This is a genomic window from Pseudomonas arabinosi, from assembly GCF_047758675.1.
In the GTDB taxonomy this organism is placed as follows: Bacteria; Pseudomonadota; Gammaproteobacteria; order Pseudomonadales; family Pseudomonadaceae; genus Aquipseudomonas; species Aquipseudomonas arabinosi.
In genome coordinates this window covers 5,570,198-5,587,010 of the sequence record NZ_CP180480.1, presented here as the reverse complement: position 1 = coordinate 5,587,010, position 16,813 = coordinate 5,570,198, and the positions used below count along the sequence as shown (strand labels likewise).

The 16,813-nt window shown below is 59.7% G+C and carries 14 protein-coding genes, 4 tRNA genes and 1 pseudogene; 12 read left to right on the top strand and 7 right to left on the bottom strand.

Annotated features, from left to right (window positions below; translation table 11 throughout):
- Positions 1-30: 30 nt before the first annotated feature.
- The 3 genes from ACMXYJ_RS25980 (at position 31) to ACMXYJ_RS25970 (ending at position 2,615) form a co-directional block, all read left to right on the top strand.
- The gene (locus ACMXYJ_RS25980) at positions 31-690 is read left to right on the top strand and encodes a glutathione S-transferase family protein (protein ID WP_415757473.1); all 660 of its coding nucleotides are present in this window, start codon (positions 31-33) and stop codon (positions 688-690) included.
- A gap of 8 nt (positions 691-698) precedes the next feature.
- The gene (locus ACMXYJ_RS25975) at positions 699-1,505 is read left to right on the top strand and encodes a DUF4892 domain-containing protein (protein WP_415757472.1); all 807 of its coding nucleotides are present in this window, start codon (positions 699-701) and stop codon (positions 1,503-1,505) included.
- A gap of 69 nt (positions 1,506-1,574) precedes the next feature.
- A complete protein-coding gene (locus tag ACMXYJ_RS25970) occupies positions 1,575-2,615 on the top strand; it encodes an AI-2E family transporter (RefSeq protein WP_415757471.1) in 1,041 nt (346 codons plus the stop codon).
- 156 nt (positions 2,616-2,771) lie between these two features.
- On the opposite strand, the gene xopAW is transcribed toward ACMXYJ_RS25970, so the two are convergent.
- The 3 genes from xopAW to ACMXYJ_RS25955 form a co-directional block, all read right to left on the bottom strand.
- The gene (gene xopAW / locus ACMXYJ_RS25965) at positions 2,772-3,620 is read right to left on the bottom strand and encodes a XopAW family type III secretion system calcium-binding effector (protein ID WP_415757470.1); all 849 of its coding nucleotides are present in this window, start codon (positions 3,618-3,620) and stop codon (positions 2,772-2,774) included.
- A gap of 112 nt (positions 3,621-3,732) precedes the next feature.
- Positions 3,733-4,782 (bottom strand): sensor histidine kinase, encoded by a 1,050-nt coding sequence (locus tag ACMXYJ_RS25960; RefSeq protein ID WP_415757469.1) that lies wholly within the window; start codon positions 4,780-4,782, stop codon positions 3,733-3,735.
- Complete coding sequence (locus ACMXYJ_RS25955) at positions 4,782-5,540, bottom strand: response regulator (protein WP_415757468.1); 759 nt, start codon at positions 5,538-5,540, stop codon at positions 4,782-4,784. The genes ACMXYJ_RS25960 and ACMXYJ_RS25955 overlap by 1 nt, the downstream gene beginning before the upstream one ends.
- Before the next feature lie 292 nt (positions 5,541-5,832).
- Between ACMXYJ_RS25955 and pyrF the strand changes: the two genes are divergently transcribed.
- Positions 5,833-6,531 (top strand): orotidine-5'-phosphate decarboxylase, encoded by a 699-nt coding sequence (gene pyrF, locus ACMXYJ_RS25950; RefSeq protein WP_008148060.1) that lies wholly within the window; start codon positions 5,833-5,835, stop codon positions 6,529-6,531.
- A 138-nt stretch (positions 6,532-6,669) separates the two neighbouring features.
- Here the strand turns inward: pyrF and ACMXYJ_RS25945 are convergent, their stop codons facing one another.
- Positions 6,670-7,674, bottom strand: a complete 1,005-nt coding sequence (locus ACMXYJ_RS25945; protein WP_095132391.1) for an NADP-dependent oxidoreductase — start codon at positions 7,672-7,674, stop codon at positions 6,670-6,672.
- Between the two features lie 234 nt (positions 7,675-7,908).
- Between ACMXYJ_RS25945 and ACMXYJ_RS25940 the strand changes: the two genes are divergently transcribed.
- From ACMXYJ_RS25940 to ACMXYJ_RS25925, 4 genes and pseudogenes are all read left to right on the top strand, one after another.
- Complete coding sequence (locus ACMXYJ_RS25940; RefSeq protein ID WP_415757467.1) at positions 7,909-8,670, top strand: SDR family oxidoreductase; 762 nt, start codon at positions 7,909-7,911, stop codon at positions 8,668-8,670.
- A 184-nt stretch (positions 8,671-8,854) separates the two neighbouring features.
- Entirely contained in the window at positions 8,855-10,243 is a 1,389-nt protein-coding gene (locus ACMXYJ_RS25935) for a PLP-dependent aminotransferase family protein (protein ID WP_415757466.1), read from the top strand.
- 108 nt (positions 10,244-10,351) lie between these two features.
- Positions 10,352-11,407, top strand: a pseudogene (locus ACMXYJ_RS25930) (methyl-accepting chemotaxis protein); the annotation flags it as partial.
- A 27-nt stretch (positions 11,408-11,434) separates the two neighbouring features.
- Positions 11,435-12,316, top strand: coding sequence for a methyl-accepting chemotaxis protein (locus ACMXYJ_RS25925; protein ID WP_371317146.1), 882 nt, complete (start codon positions 11,435-11,437; stop codon positions 12,314-12,316).
- Between the two features lie 206 nt (positions 12,317-12,522).
- Here ACMXYJ_RS25925 and ACMXYJ_RS25920 read toward each other — a convergent pair whose 3' ends face one another.
- On the bottom strand, positions 12,523-13,281 hold the full coding sequence (locus ACMXYJ_RS25920) for a hypothetical protein (protein ID WP_415757465.1): 759 nt from the start codon (positions 13,279-13,281) through the stop codon (positions 12,523-12,525).
- Between the two features lie 393 nt (positions 13,282-13,674).
- Between ACMXYJ_RS25920 and ACMXYJ_RS25915 the strand changes: the two genes are divergently transcribed.
- The 4 genes from ACMXYJ_RS25915 (at position 13,675) to ACMXYJ_RS25900 (ending at position 14,088) form a co-directional block, all read left to right on the top strand.
- Positions 13,675-13,750 (top strand) — tRNA-Glu (locus ACMXYJ_RS25915).
- A 2-nt stretch (positions 13,751-13,752) separates the two neighbouring features.
- Positions 13,753-13,828 (top strand) — tRNA-Gly (locus ACMXYJ_RS25910).
- Positions 13,829-13,933: 105 nt separating this feature from the next.
- Positions 13,934-14,009, top strand: a tRNA-Glu gene (locus ACMXYJ_RS25905).
- A gap of 3 nt (positions 14,010-14,012) precedes the next feature.
- A tRNA-Gly gene (locus tag ACMXYJ_RS25900) sits at positions 14,013-14,088 on the top strand.
- A 149-nt stretch (positions 14,089-14,237) separates the two neighbouring features.
- On the opposite strand, the gene ACMXYJ_RS25895 is transcribed toward ACMXYJ_RS25900, so the two are convergent.
- Together ACMXYJ_RS25895 and ACMXYJ_RS25890 are read right to left on the bottom strand one after the other, a co-directional pair.
- Positions 14,238-15,977, bottom strand: a complete 1,740-nt coding sequence (locus ACMXYJ_RS25895) for a dipeptidase (RefSeq protein WP_415757464.1) — start codon at positions 15,975-15,977, stop codon at positions 14,238-14,240.
- A gap of 197 nt (positions 15,978-16,174) precedes the next feature.
- On the bottom strand, positions 16,175-16,813 hold the full coding sequence (locus tag ACMXYJ_RS25890) for a LysE family translocator (protein ID WP_415757463.1): 639 nt from the start codon (positions 16,811-16,813) through the stop codon (positions 16,175-16,177).

Below are 16,813 nucleotides of genomic sequence, written 5' to 3'. Positions count from 1 at the left end.
AGGCTGGGCGGGTTGAAATGGGAGACAACCATGATAGATCTCTACACCGCTGCGACCCCGAATGGCCACAAGGTCTCTATCGTGCTCGAGGAACTCGGCCTGCCCTACACGGTGCACGCCTTGAGTTTCGACAAAAAGGAACAGAAGTCCGAGGGCTTCCTCAAGATCAATCCCAATGGCCGGATTCCGGCGATTGTCGACCGCGCCAACGGCGATTTCGCCGTGTTTGAATCCGGCGCGATCCTGATTTACCTGGCTGAACTGAGCGGCAAACTGCTGCCAAAAGACCCCAAGGGGCGTTCAGTGGTCCTGCAATGGCTGATGTTCCAGATGGGTGGAATCGGCCCGATGCAAGGTCAGGCCAACGTGTTTTTCCGTTATTTCCCGGAGAAACTCCAGGGCGCCATCGACCGCTATCAACATGAAACCCGCCGCCTCTATGAAGTGCTCGACACGCGCCTGCAAGCCGTGGAGTTTCTGGCCGGTGAGTACAGCATTGCCGACATCGCCACTTATCCGTGGGTCCGTGGCCATGAGTGGTCGGGTGTCGAGGTCGACGGTTTGCCGGCCCTGCAGCGCTGGATGGCAAGCATGGAGGCGCGTCCGGCGGTACAGCGCGGTTTGCTGGTGCCTGAGCGCATCGATGACGCCAGTATCATCAAGGGTGCCCAGGCCATGCTGATCCGATGAGTCTATCCATGCGTTCACTCAGTCTGCTGGCGCTGTGTTGTTTCAGTCCCCTGTCGTTTGCTGCCGATGTCCCGGGCAGTCAGGACTTGCCGATCGTGCCGCGTATGGCCGATGCGCAGATCGTTGACTATCGTCCGGTCGCCGAACTTGAGCGGATCTATCCACTGGGCTCGATCCGCAAAATCAGCGGCCAGTTGCGCTTTGACGGCCAGGTCGCTGCCCGAGGGCAAACCACTTCGGTGACCTACGAGTTGCCACCGGAGCATTCCTCCACCGAGGCCTTCACCGCCGCTCGTGAAGCCTTGCAGAAGCAGGATGCCCAGTTGCTGTTCTGGTGCCAGGCCCGTGATTGCGGCGAAAGCAGCCTGTGGGCCAATGATGTCTTCGGCAATGCCAAGCTTTATGGCGCAGATGATCAGCAAGCGTATTTGCTGTTGCGCCTCGCGGCCCCACAGGACAACACGCTGGTGGCGCTTTACAGCATCACGCGCGGCAATCGCAAAGCGTATCTGCACGTCGAACAGTTTGACGCCACCGCGCCGCTGGGTGATTTGCTGCCGACTTCTGCAACCTTGCTTCGAGAACTCAAAAGCACCGGTGAACTCGATTTCCCCAAATTGACCGGCGATCCTGACGAGGCCTGGCTGCGCCTGATCTCTCGTGGGCTGAATCTGGACACCACGTTGCGGGTCAGTGTTTCCGGGCCTAAGGCCGAAGCCTGGCGTCAGGCACTGATCGGGCAGGGTGTGCGTACCGCCAGGATGGAAGCCGGCAGCGTCGAGGGCGCTGGCTTGCACATCGAACTGTTGCGGTAAGCTTTATCAGGTGAACGTACACGCTGCGTTCGCCTACTCTTTTGCGGACTGACTTTTTTCGAGATTTAGATGATCAATAACGATCGGCTGTTGGTGCAGATCCTGCTCCTGGTGCTGTTTGGCGCGAGCTTCTGGGTGATGGCGCCGTTCTGGTCGGCGCTGTTCTGGGGCGCGGTGCTGGCGTTTGCCAGCTGGCCGTTGATGCGTTTACTGACGCGTTTGCTCAATGGTCGCGAATCTCTGGCGGCCGCAGTGCTGACGCTGGGCTGGATGTTGCTGGTGGCGTTGCCGTTGGTCTGGCTGGGGTTCAACCTCGCGGACCATGTGCGCGATGCCACTGCGTTCATCAAGGATGTGCAGGTCGACGGGCTGCCGGAAGCGCCGACCTGGCTGGGCAGTATTCCCTTGGTGGGCGAGCGGCTGGTGGGGGTCTGGAACAGCATCGATCAGCAGGGCGCGGCGATGATGCTGGCGGTCAAACCTTATCTGGGCCAGGTCGGCAACTGGCTGCTGGCGCGCAGCGCGCAGATTGGCGGCGGGATTCTTGAGCTGACGTTGAGTATCGTCTTCGTGTTCTTTTTCTACCGTGACGGGCCGCGTCTGGCGGCGTTTGTTCACGGGTTGCTGGAACGGCTGATTGGTGACCGTGCCGGGTATTACATTGAATTGGTGGCGGGCACGGTGCAGCGGGTGGTGAACGGCGTGATCGGGACGGCGGCGGCCCAGGCGGTTCTGGCGTTGGTCGGTTTTTTGATTGCCGGGGTGCCCGGGGCGCTGGTACTGGGGATCGTCACGTTTTTGTTGAGCCTGATTCCGATGGGGCCGCCACTGGTGTGGATTCCGGCCACGGCCTGGCTGGCCTGGAAGGGCGAGTACGGGATGGCGGTGTTTCTCGGAATTTGGGGGATGTTCATCATCAGTGGCGTCGACAACGTGCTCAAACCGTACCTGATCAGCCGGGGCGGGAATTTGCCGCTGGTGATTGTCCTGCTCGGGGTGTTTGGCGGGTTGATTGCCTTCGGGTTTATTGGCTTGTTCATCGGGCCGACGTTGTTGGCCGTGGCCTACAGCCTGCTGAACGACTGGAGCAAGAGCCAGGCTCGGGTTTAGGATCGTCGGCCCTGAGATTTTTGTTGGGGCTTAGGGCCTCTTCGTCGGAACGCCGCCCGGAGCAAGCTCGCTCCCACATTGATTTTGTATCGATAACAAATTATGTGATCAATGCAGATCAACTGTGGGAGCGAGCCTGCTCGCGATGCTTTTGACTCAGGTCGCGACGTTCAGGTATTTGCCCACGGTCGCCACGTTGTCGAGCGAGTACTGCTTGCTCAGGTTGGCGATCATTTTGTTCAGGGCTTCGGTCACGTTCGACTGATCGGTGGAGCTGTCGGTGTTTCGCTCGCGGCCGGCTTGCAACGCCGCGTTCAACTCGTCGCTGCTGACACCGCCACTGCTGTCGCTATCCAGCACTTTGAGCAACGCGGCGCTGGTGTCGGTGCTGGTCGATGAGGTGCTGCTGGTCTGCAACGCGCTGGTCAGTTCGCTGGCACTGACACTGCCGTCGCTGTCCGTATCGAGCTGGCTGAACAGTTCTTCGCTGGACACTGGTTGAGGGGGCGGCGGAGGCGGGGCGAGGCTGGCGGTAAGTTCGTCCTGGCTGACGGAGCCGTCCTCGTTCTTGTCCAGAGCCGAGAAGATTTCTGTGCTGTCGGCGCTGCTGCCGGCATTGGCCAGGCCGTTGCTCAGTTCATCGCTGCTGATGGCGCCGTCACCGTCGGCGTCCAGGGCGCTGATCAGCGCGTCAGCCAGTTCGGTGTTCGGTGCCTGGTCCCGTGGCGGTGGCGGCGGAGGGGCCATCGCGGCCATTTCTTCACCGCTCAGGCTGCCGCTGTCGTCGCTGTCCAGGTCGGCGAAATTCTTGCTCAGGCTGACCAGCAGACCGTCGTCGGTTTTCTGCGACAGGGCACTCTTGAGTTCATCCTGATCCACCGCGCCGTCGCTGTTGTTGTCCAGTTTGGCGAGCAGATCTTTCTGAAACTGCTGACTGCGGGCGGTGTTGGTCGTGGTGCTGCTGGTGCTGGTATAGCTCGTGTAACTGCTGACGCTACCGATCATTGCGCTCACTCCTTGGAATGGATAACCGGTGGGTGCACCGGCTTATGCAGCCTCAAGGGGCAAGTTGTCGTGGGTATATGGGGTTTGTACCGAACGGTACACAGAGCGGTGATCAGGATCGGGGCAGACGAATCACGGCTGTCAGGCCACCACCGGGCGTTTCTTCCAGGCTCAACTGCCCGCCCAGGCGTTCGGCCGCTTCGCGGGCGATGGTCATGCCCAGCCCGACCCCACCGGAGTTGCGGTTGCGCGATCCTTCGAGGCGAAAGAACGGCTCGAACACGGCTTCACGTTTATCCGCCGCAATACCCGGCCCATGGTCGATGACCCGGATCACCAGGGTTTCGCGGGTGTCTTCAAGCGTAATCATGGCCTGCCCGGCATAACGCAGGGCATTGTCCAGCAGGTTGTTGATGCACGAACGCAAGGCCATCGGCTGCACTTGCAGCGGTGCGCAGTGGCCGCTGGTGAGCACATCGGCGCCCTGGTCCTGGGCGTTTTCACTCAGGGATTCGACCAGCGCCTGCACGTCCATCCACTGCAGGGCCTCACTGGTGCGCTGCTCGTGCAGGTAGGTGAGCGTGGCGTCGAGCATGCCGATCATGTCGTCCAGATCCTGACGCATCTGGCCTTGCAGTTTGTCGTCGTCGATCTGCTCCAGTCGCAGCTTGAGCCGCGACAGCGGCGTGCGCAGGTCGTGGGAGACGGCGCCAAGCATCCGCGAGCGTTGCTGCACTTGTTCTCGAATGCGTTGCTGCATCTTGTTGAAGGTGTGCGCTGCTTGCCGTGCCTCCCGTGGGCCGGACTCATCCAGAGGCGGGCTGTCGAGGTTTTCGCTCAGTCGCTCGGCGGCATCGCTCAAGCGCTGGATCGGCCGGCTCAGCAGTTTGGCGCCGTACCAGGCGGCGATGATCAGCGAGACCAGTTGAAAGGTCAGCGGCACCAAGGGGCCGCCGAACCACGGCCGCGGTGGCCGATTTCCGAAGCGCGGGTCCATCGGCGGGCGCTGTCCGTCGACGTTTTCGGAAAACCCCGGCGGCGGAGGGGGCGGCGGTGGGCCGTAATAGTGAAACCAGAAAAACGCCAATACGTGCGCCAGGATGATCGCCACCAGCAGCATGCCAAACAGGCGGCCGAAGAGCGTATCGAAGCGCGCGCGCATCAGCCGATGTCTCTGGCGTCGAACAGATAACCCTCACCGCGAACGGTCTTGATCAACTGCGGGGCTTTGGGGTCATCGCCGAGTTTCTGGCGCAGGCGCGAGACCAGCAAGTCGATGCTGCGATCAAAGGCTTCGATCGAGCGACCGCGAGCGGCGTCCAGCAGTTGTTCGCGGCTGAGCACCCGGCGCGGACGTTCGATGAATACCCAGAGCAAACGGAACTCGGCGTTGGACAACGGCACCACCAAGCCATCGGCGGCGATCAACTGGCGCAGCACGCTGTTCAGGCGCCAGTTGTCGAAACGGATGTTGGCCCGTTGTTCTGTGCGATCGTCGCGTACCCGGCGCAGGATCGTCTGGATGCGCGCCACCAATTCTCGCGGTTCGAACGGCTTGGCCATGTAATCGTCGGCGCCCAGTTCCAGGCCGATGATCCGGTCGGTGGGTTCGCAGCGGGCGGTGAGCATCAGAATCGGGATGTCCGATTCGGCGCGCAGCCAGCGACACAGTGACAAACCGTCTTCGCCGGGCAACATCAAGTCGAGCACCACCACGTCGAAATGCTCCGCTTGCAGCGCCAGGCGCATCGCGGTGCCATCGGTGACGCCGCTGGCGTGAATGTTGAACCGGGCCAGATAGTCGATCATCAATTCGCGGATCGGGACGTCATCGTCGACGATCAGGGCGCGAATGCTCCAGCGTTTGTCGTCGCCGGGCGCTTTTTGATCGTCGTTCACAGGGGCGTGGAGGTTGTGCATGCGTGCGTTCATCTGCCAGGTAGGCTGCCAACCACAAAGATGGGCTGCGAGGTTGTGGTTTCAGCATAGGCGTCCGGCCCGGAGGCGGGAAGTGCTGTAGGACGTGTTGCGGCTGCCGAAGGTAACGTTGAAGGGTGTTGCAGGCGTGTCATGTGTGTATCCGACTCGACATAATGGGTGCAAGGGCTAGTCTTGCTTGAGCTGCCTCGACGAATTACCGATCATCGGGTCCCGCAGAGGCGCTGGTTCCGCTACAATGCGCGCCGATTTCGACCTGCCTGAGAGCCCACTCATGTCCGCCTGCCAGACTCCTATCATCGTCGCCCTGGATTTCCCCACCCGTGACGCCGCACTGAAGCTGGCCGATCAGTTGGACCCGAAGCTGTGCCGGGTCAAAGTCGGTAAAGAACTGTTCACCAGCTGCGCTTCGGAAATCGTTGGCACCCTGCGTGACAAGGGTTTCGAAGTGTTCCTGGACCTCAAGTTCCATGACATCCCGAACACCACCGCCATGGCCGTCAAGGCGGCTGCGGAAATGGGCGTGTGGATGGTCAATGTGCACTGCTCCGGCGGTTTGCGCATGATGGCCGCGTGCCGCGAAGTGCTTGACCAGCGCACCGGTCCCAAACCACTGCTGATCGGCGTGACCGTGCTGACCAGCATGGAGCGTGAAGACCTGGCGGGTATCGGTCTGGATATCGAGCCGCAGGAGCAAGTGTTGCGTCTGGCCGCGTTGGCGGAAAAAGCCGGGATGGACGGTCTGGTGTGCTCGGCCCTGGAAGCCCAGGCCCTGAAATCGGCGCACCCGTCGCTGCAACTGGTGACCCCGGGGATTCGTCCGGCGGGCAGCGCCCAGGACGATCAGCGCCGCATTCTGACCCCGCGTCAGGCGCTGGATGCCGGTTCCGATTATCTGGTGATTGGCCGTCCGATCAGCCAGGCCGCGGATCCGGCCAAGGCGTTGGCAGCCGTAGTCGCCGAACTGGCCTAATCAAACGCTGAAGATCAAATGTGGGAGCGAGCCTGCTCGCGATGGCGGTGTATCAGTCAACATTGATGTCGGCTGACACTCTGCCTTCGCGAGCAGGCTCGCTCCCACATTGGTTTTGTGGCGACTTTAAATGTCGGGTTAAACCTTCAGAACCAACTTCCCGAAATTCTCGCCGCTGAACAATTTCATCAGCGTCTCCGGGAACGTCTCCAGTCCTTCGACAATATCTTCCTTGCTCTTGAGCTGCCCCTTGGCCATCCAGCCGGCCATTTCCTGCCCGGCGGCGGCGAACTGCGCGGCATAGTCCATCACCACAAAACCTTCCATCCGCGCGCGGTTGACCAGCAGCGACAGGTAGTTGGCCGGGCCTTTGACTGCTTCCTTGTTGTTGTACTGGCTGATGGCGCCACAGATCACCACCCGCGCTTTCATGGCCAGGCGACTCAACACCGCGTCGAGGATATCGCCGCCGACGTTATCGAAATACACATCGACGCCTTTCGGACATTCGCGCTTGAGGCCGGCGTGGACGTCTTCGTTTTTGTAATCGATGGCACCGTCAAAACCCAGTTCGTCGATCAGGAACTGGCACTTGTCCGCGCCCCCGGCAATGCCGATGACGCGGCAGCCTTTGATTTTGGCGATCTGCCCGGCAATGCTGCCCACCGCACCGGCTGCGCCCGACAGCACCACTGTGTCGCCAGCCTTTGGCGCGCCGACATCGAGCAGGGCGAAATAAGCGGTCATCCCGGTCATGCCTAACGCGGACAGATAGCGCGGCAGAGGCGCCAGTTTCGGATCGACCTTGTAGAAACCCCGAGGCTCGCCGAGGAAGTAGTCCTGCACACCCAAGGCGCCGTTGACGTAGTCCCCGACCGCGAAGCCCGGATTATTCGAGGCGACGACTTTGCCTACACCCAATGCGCGCATCACTTCGCCGATTCCGACCGGCGGGATGTAGGACTTGCCCTCGTTCATCCAGCCACGCATGGCCGGGTCCAGGGACAGGTATTCGTTTTTGACCAGGATCTGACCCGCCGCCGGTTCGCCGACCGGTACTTCTTGATAGGTGAAGGTTTCGCGGGTCGCCGCGCCCACCGGACGTTTGGCGAGCAGGAACTGGCGGTTGGTCTGGGTAGTCATGACAGGCACTCAAGATGAATGAAGACTTGTTGATAGACCTTCATGAACGATGCCGCAAGTTTGGCTGATACGGCGAATGCACATCGATCCAGTGCAGTGATAGTCGAGCCGGCGGTTTTATCACTGTCACTCATGGGCACCCAACCGGCCTTCTGATAGTGCTGCCGCGCCGCAGGCCCTTGTGGCTAGATTGCGAACACGCGATCCCCGCATCTTCTCTTCGAGGACATAACAATGAGCATGACGTTTGCTGGCCAGGTTGCCGTTGTAACGGGCGCGGCCAATGGTATTGGCCGCGCGACCGCCCAGGCGTTCGCCGCTGAAGGCTTGAAAGTGGTAGTGGCCGACCTGGACGTGGCAGGTGGTGAGGGCACGGTGGCGCTGATTCGTACCGCTGGCGGCGAAGCCACCTTCGTGCGCTGCAACGTCACGCTGGAAAGCGATGTAAAAAATCTGATGGACGAAGTGGTCAATACCTACGGCCGTCTCGACTATGCCTTCAACAACGCGGGCATCGAGATCGAGAAAGGCAAACTGGCCGAAGGCACGGTCGATGAGTTCGACGCGATCATGGGCGTCAACGTCAAAGGCGTCTGGTTGTGCATGAAGTACCAGTTGCCATTGCTGTTGGCCCAGGGTGGCGGTGCAATCGTTAACACCGCTTCGGTAGCCGGTCTCGGGGCTGCGCCGAAGATGAGTATTTACGCGGCGTCGAAACATGCGGTAATCGGCCTGACCAAGTCGGCGGCCATCGAATACGCCAAGAAAAAGATTCGGGTGAATGCGGTGTGCCCGGCAGTGATCGACACCGACATGTTCCGTCGTGCCTATGAAGCCGACCCAAAGAAAGGCGAGTTCGCCAATGCCATGCACCCGGTCGGGCGCATCGGCAAGGTCGAGGAAATCGCCAGTGCGGTGCTGTACCTGTGCAGCGACGGCGCGGCGTTCACCACGGGGCATTCACTGGCGGTGGACGGCGGCGTCACGGCGTTCTGAAACCAGGCACTGCAACGTAGGAAAAAACCCGCATTTGTGCGGGTTTTTTTTCGGTTCCTTAAAGGTGCCAGACAATGTGTTTCAAATGGTTAGAACCGAGGGTTTTAGCGGTGTTGTCGCACAGCTGATCGAGCGCTCCTGTGATTAACTGTTTCCCGCAAAACGGACAGGAGTTTGCTTGCTCATGGAGTTGAGAATCGATCGACAGGCATTGGTGCCGGTCGTACAGCAAATCGTCGACGCGCTAGCCTGCTGGCTATGCCGTGGCGAGGTGCCACCGGGGACGCGTTTGCCTTCCGTGCGGCAAATCGCCCGGATCAATTTGCTCAGTCAGTCCAGCGTCATTGAGGCCTGTGAGCGTCTGGTGGCTCAAGGGGTGCTGGCGTCGCATGGCGCCGGTTTCATTGTCGCCATGCCAGTGCTGGCCGCTCAGGGGCAACAGGATTGCCCCAGGTTCGAGGGGGTAGAAGTGAAGCAGGGCCGCACCTCGGGCGAACTCAAACTGGGGTGCGGCGGACTGCCCGAGAGCTGGCGCGAAACTGACGACCTGAGCTACGCGATCCGTCAGGTCAGCCGCACCGACATGGCCGGCCTGTTCAACTACAGCACGCCGCTGGGCCTGCCAGCCTTGCGCCAGCAGATCAACAAACGGCTGAAACAGCTCGATATCCTGGTGGAGGAAAGCCGGATCCTGACAACGGCGGGGGCCAGTCAGGGGCTGGACCTGATCGTGCGGACCTTGTTCAAACCGGGTGATTGCGTGGTGGTGGAGAATCCCGGTTATTCCTTGCTGTTCGATTTGCTCAGGCTGCAGGGTGTCAGCATGATCGAGGTGCCGCGAACCCCGTGCGGACCGGACATTGAAGCGCTTGAGGCGCTGCTGGCTAAGTACAGGCCCTGCGGGATCTTTATCAATAGCTTCTATCACAATCCCACTGGCAGCAGCCTGGCGCCGGCGGTGGCGCAGCGGGTTGTGCAACTGGCCAAAACTTATGACCTTCTGGTGATCGAGGATGACGTCTATGCGGATTTGTACAGCGGCCCCGGTACGCGTCTCGCTGCGTTGGGTATCGATGACAACGTGATCTACGTCGGCAGCTACTCCAAAACCCTCAGCAGTTCATTGCGGGTTGGTTTTGTAGTGGCCGGCGCTGGGGTTATTTCGCGGCTGGCCGAGGTCAAGATGATCAGCAGCATGGGCGCTTCACGGTTTTGCGAGTCGGTGCTGGCAAGCCTTTTAGCCAGCGGTGCCTACCGCAAATTGGTCCAGCGCCAGCGCCAGCGTTTGAGCAATGACAGGGAGGCTGCGTTGCAAGTGCTTGAAGACGCCGAATGGGAGGTTTTCGGCAAGCCCGTCGGTGGCCTGTTCATCTGGGCGCGATCGCGGATGTCCGACTACGCTCAGGTGCGCAAACAAGCCCAGCGCTTCGGTGTCCTGTTGTCTTCTGCGACGGCATTCAGTCCCACCGCAGAGGCCAGCGACTGGCAGCGTATCAATGTGGCCTATGCCTGTGATCCGCGAGCCCGGGCGTTTTTTCAGGCCACCGCTCTGGATCGACCTCAAGCGTTCTGAAAACGACGGGAGCGTAGCTTTTTGCCATTATTCCGACGCCAGAGACTTGTGTTGATACAGGCCCGTTGCGAATCTGCGTCAACAGACTATGTCAGGGGACTAAGTGCAATGATTTCGGCCGTGCAAGGACGTTTTGCCAACCTCGGTATGGCGAAAAAACTGGGTGTCGGGTTTGTACTGGTGCTGTTGTTGACCGCCTTGGTGGCGGCCATCGGCGTATGGTCCCTGCAAACCATCAGCCAGCGCTTCGACGGGCTCAAGCAGATGTCGTCGCTCAACAGCGGCTTGCTCAAGGTGAGACTGCTCGAGCAGGAATACGCCTTGCACGGCAACCCGAAAACCGCTGACGCGCTGCGCGAGGGCGTTGACGGCCTGCTCGCCCTGGCAGCCCAACTGAAAGCGGCGTCTGCGGCCAACGTGCCGGTGATGAATGACGTCGAGCAGTCCCTGGGGGCTTACCGCAAGGCCTTTGACGAGTTCGTCTCGCTCAGCCAGGCCAAGGACCTGGCACTGGAGATGGCCAGTTGGTCGGTGTCCAGCGTGGCCAATAACCTCGACGTGCTGCAGGCCGGGCTGGCCGATGACGGCGCTTATACCTTGAAGGAATCCGAAGGCAAGGACGGTGGTCAGTTCATCGAACAGGCCAATCAGGTCAGCCAGGTGTCGCGGTTGATGTTGCAAGCCATGAACGAAGCGCGTGTGCGCCTGGACCTGAGCCGCAAGGGCGACGACAGCGCAGGGCAGGGCAAGATCGAGCAGGCCGACCAGGCACTGACCCAGGCCGAGCAGTTGAAAACCACGGTCAAGGATGAGGGTTACCAGACGGTCCTCAATGAAGTGGTCGGACACATTGGCGGATTCAGCGAAAAACTCGCCGAGTACACCGGCCTGCTGGCGCAGGAAAAAACCGTCTATGAGCAACTCCATCAGCGAGCCGCCCAAGTGGTGGAGCGGGTGGACCAGGCCTATGTCGCCGAAGACCAGTCGATGCAGGCGGAGCTGAAAAAGAACTCGCTGCTGATCATCGGTTCCTCGGCGCTGGCGTTGCTGGTCGGGCTGATTGCGGCCTGGGTGATTACCCGGTTGATCGTGGCACCGCTGCGCAGCGTGATCCGTGTTGCTCAACAGATTGCCTCTGGCGATTTGAGTGCGACGGTTGAAGTGACCCGACGTGATGAGATCGGGCAGCTGATGCAGGCCATGCAGCAGATGGGCGCGGGGCTTAGCAGTATTGTCAGCGGTTTGCAGGCGGGTATCGAACAGTTGGCCAGTTCAGCACAGTCGCTGTCGGCGGTGACCGAGCAGACCAATCTTGAAGTCAGCAGCCAGAAGGAAGAGACCGAACAGGTCGCTACCGCGATGAATCAGATGACCGCCACCGTGCACGACGTTGCGCGTAACGCGGAGGAAGCAGCTCAGGCAGCGCAGACGGCAGACGGAAAAGTTGAAAGTGGTCAGCAGGTGGTGCGCCAGAGCATGGCGCGGATCGAACAGTTGGCGGACTCAGCTACCTCGGCCAGTTCGAGCATCGAAAGCTTGAGTGCGGAAATCCAGAACATCGGTACGGTGCTGAGCGTCATCAAGAGTGTGGCCGAGCAGACCAATCTGTTGGCCCTCAACGCCGCGATCGAGGCGGCTCGGGCCGGCGAGCAGGGCAGGGGCTTTGCGGTGGTGGCCGATGAAGTGCGGGCCCTGGCCAAGCGCACTCAGCAATCGACCGAGGAGATTGAACGACTGGTGAGTGCCTTGCGCTCGGCGGCTCAGTCTTCTGTTCAGCAGATTCAGAACAGTGGCGAGCTGGTGAAGCTGGCGGTGAGTGATGCGTTGCAGACGGAGAGTGCGCTGGGGAGTATCGCGGCGGCAGTGTCTTTGATTCAGCAGATGAACCAGCAGATTGCAGCGGCTGCCGAGGAGCAGAGTTCAGTGGCTGAGGAGATTAACCGCAGTGTCACGAGTATCCGGGCCAGTGCGGATCAGTCTTCGTTGGCGATGCAGGGGAATGCGGCTTCCAGTATCGAGTTGGCGCAGTTGGGGGTTGAGTTGAAGGGGATGGTGGGGCATTTTCGGCTCTGAGGCGTACACCGATCAACTGTGGGAGCCGGGCTTGTCGGGTCGCCGCATCGCCGCGATGGCGGCCTGACAGCCGACCAATGTCTCGCAGATGTACACCGTTCCACTGTAGGAGCTGATAGTCGACTTTTCTATTCCGGCTGTACCAGCCCATTAAACTCAACGCAAAAAAAAGCCACCTGCTTAGGTGGCTTTTCTACTTTCTCTGATCAGTCGTAGATCACTTTTTTCTTCCAGTCTGCATCGGCCTCGACGTCTTTGAGGCCTTCGGTCAGCTGGTTCACTTCGCCTTCTGCCGGGGCGATGTTGTCCATGACTTGTGCGTTGGCGCGGGCCAGGAGTTTTTCCAGGTATTCCAGTTGTTCGGCGTAGACCTTTGGTTCCTGCTGTTTGCGCAGGTATTGCACGCCGCGTTCGAATGCCAGGCGGGCTTGGCCGGGCTGGTTCTGTTGCAGGGCGTGTTGGCCGAGGTTGTTGAAGAATTCGATGTGCAGCAGGACCAGGATGTGGCGAACTTCGCGGATCCAGCGTTTGGCTTCGTTGGTTGGCAGGAAGCCGTCCTGTGCGGCGCGGGTGATCTGGCCGTGCAGGGCTTCGAGCAGGAAGCGTACGTCCTTGGCTTTGGCTTCGGTCTGGATCGGTGCCGGCGGGTTGTTGACCGGGATCGATTCGCCCTGGCCGACCAACGCGCTCAGTTCGCCAATCCGTGCCTTGAGGTTGGCGCTGGTTTTTTCCAGATGGAGCAGGCGTTGGCAGACGTTCAATTCCAGACGGGTCAACAGCAGCTTGAGTGCCGGTGTCATCAATTGGCCGGGAAAGGTCTCGGTGATTTCGCCGCAACGACGCAGACGATCGTTGAGTTCAACCTTGGCGCGGGCCTTTTCCAGCTTATTGTTTTCCACCACATGGTTCATGTAGCCAATGGCGATCAATAGTGCGATCCCGGCTACGACTAGCAGGGTGATCATGAGTGGTGTCACCGGTAAGACCTCTTTATGGGGTTCGCGTGCGAGTGTAGTGGCTTGGCATTGGGACGCATAGCGCCGCTCAGCGAGTTGAATCGGCTACTGCACTGCCTGTATCGGCCGCGTTCCTGCTTATATAAGTAATAGCGTGCGAGGTGCACATTGCCATCATCTTTGGCGTAGGTGGACTATAACGTCTTGGCGGGTGCCAGAATATAGGCGTCAAACCCCGGGCGACGGAAAGACCGGATTAGTGTCTCAAAGCAGGGCGAAGTCATTGATTTAAATAAATTTATATCTGGGGGTTGACGACCCCTCAATCCATCCATAGAATGCGCGCCACTTACAGCGTAAAGCACACAGCGAAACGCGGTAGGGAGTGAATGTTGTACGTGTGTCCCCTTCGTCTAGTGGCCTAGGACACCGCCCTTTCACGGCGGTAACAGGGGTTCGAGTCCCCTAGGGGACGCCAATGCGGGAATAGCTCAGTTGGTAGAGCACGACCTTGCCAAGGTCGGGGTCGCGAGTTCGAGTCTCGTTTCCCGCTCCAATTTTAAACAGCGTTGCTTTCGGGCAGGGCTGAGTGAAACCAGAACCAGCATCTTAGGATGCGGATTTGGGCACTGAAATACACACCATGTGTTTCAGTTAGCGTGTCCCCTTCGTCTAGTGGCCTAGGACACCGCCCTTTCACGGCGGTAACAGGGGTTCGAGTCCCCTAGGGGACGCCATTTGCGGGAATAGCTCAGTTGGTAGAGCACGACCTTGCCAAGGTCGGGGTCGCGAGTTCGAGTCTCGTTTCCCGCTCCATATTTAACGAAAACGCCGCTCAGCAATGAGCGGCGTTTTTGTTTGTGCGTTATTCATGAAAAAGGACCTTAAGGTCCTTTTTTTGCTTGTGTTGGAATCAAGACGATCAAAGCGTCGGACCCGCCAACATAGCGGGTCCGAAAGGGAGATCAGAGTTTCGGCAACTGCCCGATGCGTCCCATCATCTCGGTCACGATCTGCAGATCCAGCAGGAACTGGTCGACGGTCTTGAACTCGTTGTCGGTGTGGCCGGTGTACTTGACTTCGGGCCTGGCCAAGCCGAATTGCACGCCATTGGGCAGTTCATGGACTGAGGTGGCGCCGGCAGAAGTACCGAACTTGTGCTCCATACCAAGGTTTTCGGTGGCCACGGCCAGCAGGGCCTTGACCCATTCACCCTCAGGGTTGCGGAACATCGGCTCGGCGATCGAGTAGTCGAAGGCTACCGCGACGTGGGTCTTCTTGCTCCAGGCATCAAGCTTGTCGGCGATTTCGGTCTTGAGCGTTTCCGGCGACTTACCCTTTGGCACCCGCAGGTTGACCGCGAGCTTGAAGGTTTTCTCATCCATCCCGACATAGGTCAGGGAAGTGGTCAACGGTCCCATGAAGGCATCGGAAAAGCCGACCGCCAATTTGCCGCCCAGGTAATCCAGTCCCCAGTTGTCGGCCGCATAGCGGGCGGCATCGGTAATGTGGTTGTGCTTGAGCGCGACTTTGCCATCAAGGCTGTGGATGAAGTCCAGCATCCTGGCCACCGGGTTAACACCTGACTCGGGCTCGGAGGAGTGGGCCGAAACGCCGGTGACCGTCAGCTTGACGTCCTTGCCGACGACCGTGGCGGTTACCTCGAAGTTGCCGCCATTGCGCTTGGCATAATCGCTACCGGCCTTCTGCAGGCTGGCGGCCAATTCAGCAGGTTTGTCACTCAAAAGGGTGGCGACCGATGTCGACGGAATCTGGTTGGTGGCCATGCCGCCCGTCATCGATATGATTTCAGCGCCCTTGCCCTCTGCCTTACGCTTGGCAAAGTTCGCCATGACGGTGCCGTAGCCTTTCTCGGCAATCACCACCGGGTAGCCACCATCCAGCGCCAGGTTGTAGTTGGGTGTCGGGTTGTTTTCGAAGTAATAAGGGATGGCGTCGCCGGTGGTTTCTTCGGTGGTGTCGACCAGCAGCTTGAAATTCCTGGCCAGCGGCAGCTTCTCTTCCTTGATGACCTTCATGGCGTAGAGCGACACCACAATGCCGTTCTTGTCATCCTCGGTGCCCCGGCCATACATGCGGTCGCCGATCAGAGTGACCTTGAACGGATCAAGTCGGGTGCCGTCTTTCAGGACCCAGTTCTCCGGCGTCACGGGCACCACATCGGCATGCGCGTGAATGCCCACGACTTCCTCGCCACTGCCTTCCAGGGAGATTTCATAGACGCGGTTGTCGATGTTGCGGAAGTTCAGGTTGAAGGACTGGGCAAGGCCCTTGATCTTGTCGGCGATCTTGATGAATTCAGGATTGTCGTGCTGGGCAACGCCATCCACACGGAAGGTCGGGATGGCCACCAACTCGCGCAGGGTCTCGGTGGCGGCGCTGCCGTACTTCACGCGTGCATAGAGGCCGAGCAGGCGATGGATCTCGTTCTGTTGGTCGGGGGAAAGGGTCTTGTTGTCGAGAAAGGCACTGATGGCCGGGCCGAGGTCGTCGGTTTTGCCAAGGTCGCTTTTGGCCAGGTCTCCCAGGAATTGCCTGAAATCCGTTACCGATGCGTCGCTGAAGGTCTTGAGGATGGCCGCGCTCTGTTGCGGGGTGATGTTGGCGTGCGCTGTCAGGGTGAACGACGAAAGGCTGGCCAGTATCAGGGTCGACGCGGCCAGGTGCTTGAGTGAGAAATTCATTGCTGAGGGCATTCCTTTGCAGGCGTTTGTGAGAAGTTTCTGATCGATGGGGCAAGAAAACGTTCCCAAACTAACACCACGAGTGAGGAGTTCGGGAGTCCCGGAAGTGAGATCTGTCGCACAGAAATGCAAAAGCGACGCAGAAACGAAAAAGGCCCGTCAGCCGACTGAGCGGGCCTTTTGCGTGTGCGCAGGTTTTACATCGATAAAATCAAGCGGCCGGCGAACAGGATCAGAATCACCCCCATCGTGCGTTCGAACCAGTGGCCCATGCGCATGAATAGCAGCCGTACCCGGGCGCTGGAAAAGAACAGCGCGACGATTACAAACCACAGCGCATTCACAAAACACATCCAGATTCCGTAAAGCGCCTGGATCTTCAGTGGCGTTGTGGCGCTGATGATGGTGGTGAAGATCGCCAGGAAAAACAGTGTGGCTTTCGGGTTGGTCGCGTTGGTCAGGAAACCGGTGGTAAAGGCCTTCAGCAACGTTTGCTCGATAACCGGCTCGTCTGCGCCCTTGTCGCCTTCCAGCACGTTCTTGGGCTTGCTGCGCAACAGGCTGACACCGAGGTACAAAATGTAAGCACCACCCACAACCTTGGCCACCGTCAGCAGCCAAGGTGTCGTGTGCATCAGCGCGCCGACGCCGAGCAAGGTGTAAAGCACATGCACGGAAATGCCCGCGCCGATGCCCAGCGCCGTGCAAATCCCGACCAGTCGACCGAAGCGCACGCTCTGACGGATGGTCACTGCGAAGTCCGGTCCGGGTGCAACCACGGCCAGAAAGTGAATAGTCGCCAGCGCTAGAAACTCGCCCAGGTAATTCGAAAGCAT

Bases quoted from the DNA above. Each gene is read 5' to 3' on its own strand.
- ACMXYJ_RS25955 (WP_415757468.1), bottom strand. From the start codon at position 5,540: ATGCACAACCTCCACGCCCCTGTGAACGACGATCAAAAAGCGCCCGGC.
- ACMXYJ_RS25975 (WP_415757472.1), top strand. From the start codon at position 699: ATGCGTTCACTCAGTCTGCTGGCGCTGTGTTGTTTCAGTCCCCTGTCG.
- ACMXYJ_RS25890 (WP_415757463.1), bottom strand. From the start codon at position 16,813: ATGCTTTCGAATTACCTGGGCGAGTTTCTAGCGCTGGCGACTATTCAC.
- pyrF (WP_008148060.1), top strand. From the start codon at position 5,833: ATGTCCGCCTGCCAGACTCCTATCATCGTCGCCCTGGATTTCCCCACC.
- xopAW (WP_415757470.1), bottom strand. From the start codon at position 3,620: ATGATCGGTAGCGTCAGCAGTTACACGAGCTATACCAGCACCAGCAGC.
- ACMXYJ_RS25935 (WP_415757466.1), top strand. From the start codon at position 8,855: ATGGAGTTGAGAATCGATCGACAGGCATTGGTGCCGGTCGTACAGCAA.
- ACMXYJ_RS25895 (WP_415757464.1), bottom strand. From the start codon at position 15,977: ATGAATTTCTCACTCAAGCACCTGGCCGCGTCGACCCTGATACTGGCC.
- ACMXYJ_RS25940 (WP_415757467.1), top strand. From the start codon at position 7,909: ATGAGCATGACGTTTGCTGGCCAGGTTGCCGTTGTAACGGGCGCGGCC.
- ACMXYJ_RS25920 (WP_415757465.1), bottom strand. From the start codon at position 13,281: ATGATCACCCTGCTAGTCGTAGCCGGGATCGCACTATTGATCGCCATT.
- ACMXYJ_RS25970 (WP_415757471.1), top strand. From the start codon at position 1,575: ATGATCAATAACGATCGGCTGTTGGTGCAGATCCTGCTCCTGGTGCTG.
- ACMXYJ_RS25980 (WP_415757473.1), top strand. From the start codon at position 31: ATGATAGATCTCTACACCGCTGCGACCCCGAATGGCCACAAGGTCTCT.
- ACMXYJ_RS25960 (WP_415757469.1), bottom strand. From the start codon at position 4,782: ATGCGCGCGCGCTTCGATACGCTCTTCGGCCGCCTGTTTGGCATGCTG.
- ACMXYJ_RS25945 (WP_095132391.1), bottom strand. From the start codon at position 7,674: ATGACTACCCAGACCAACCGCCAGTTCCTGCTCGCCAAACGTCCGGTG.
- ACMXYJ_RS25925 (WP_371317146.1), top strand. From the start codon at position 11,435: ATGCAGGCCATGCAGCAGATGGGCGCGGGGCTTAGCAGTATTGTCAGC.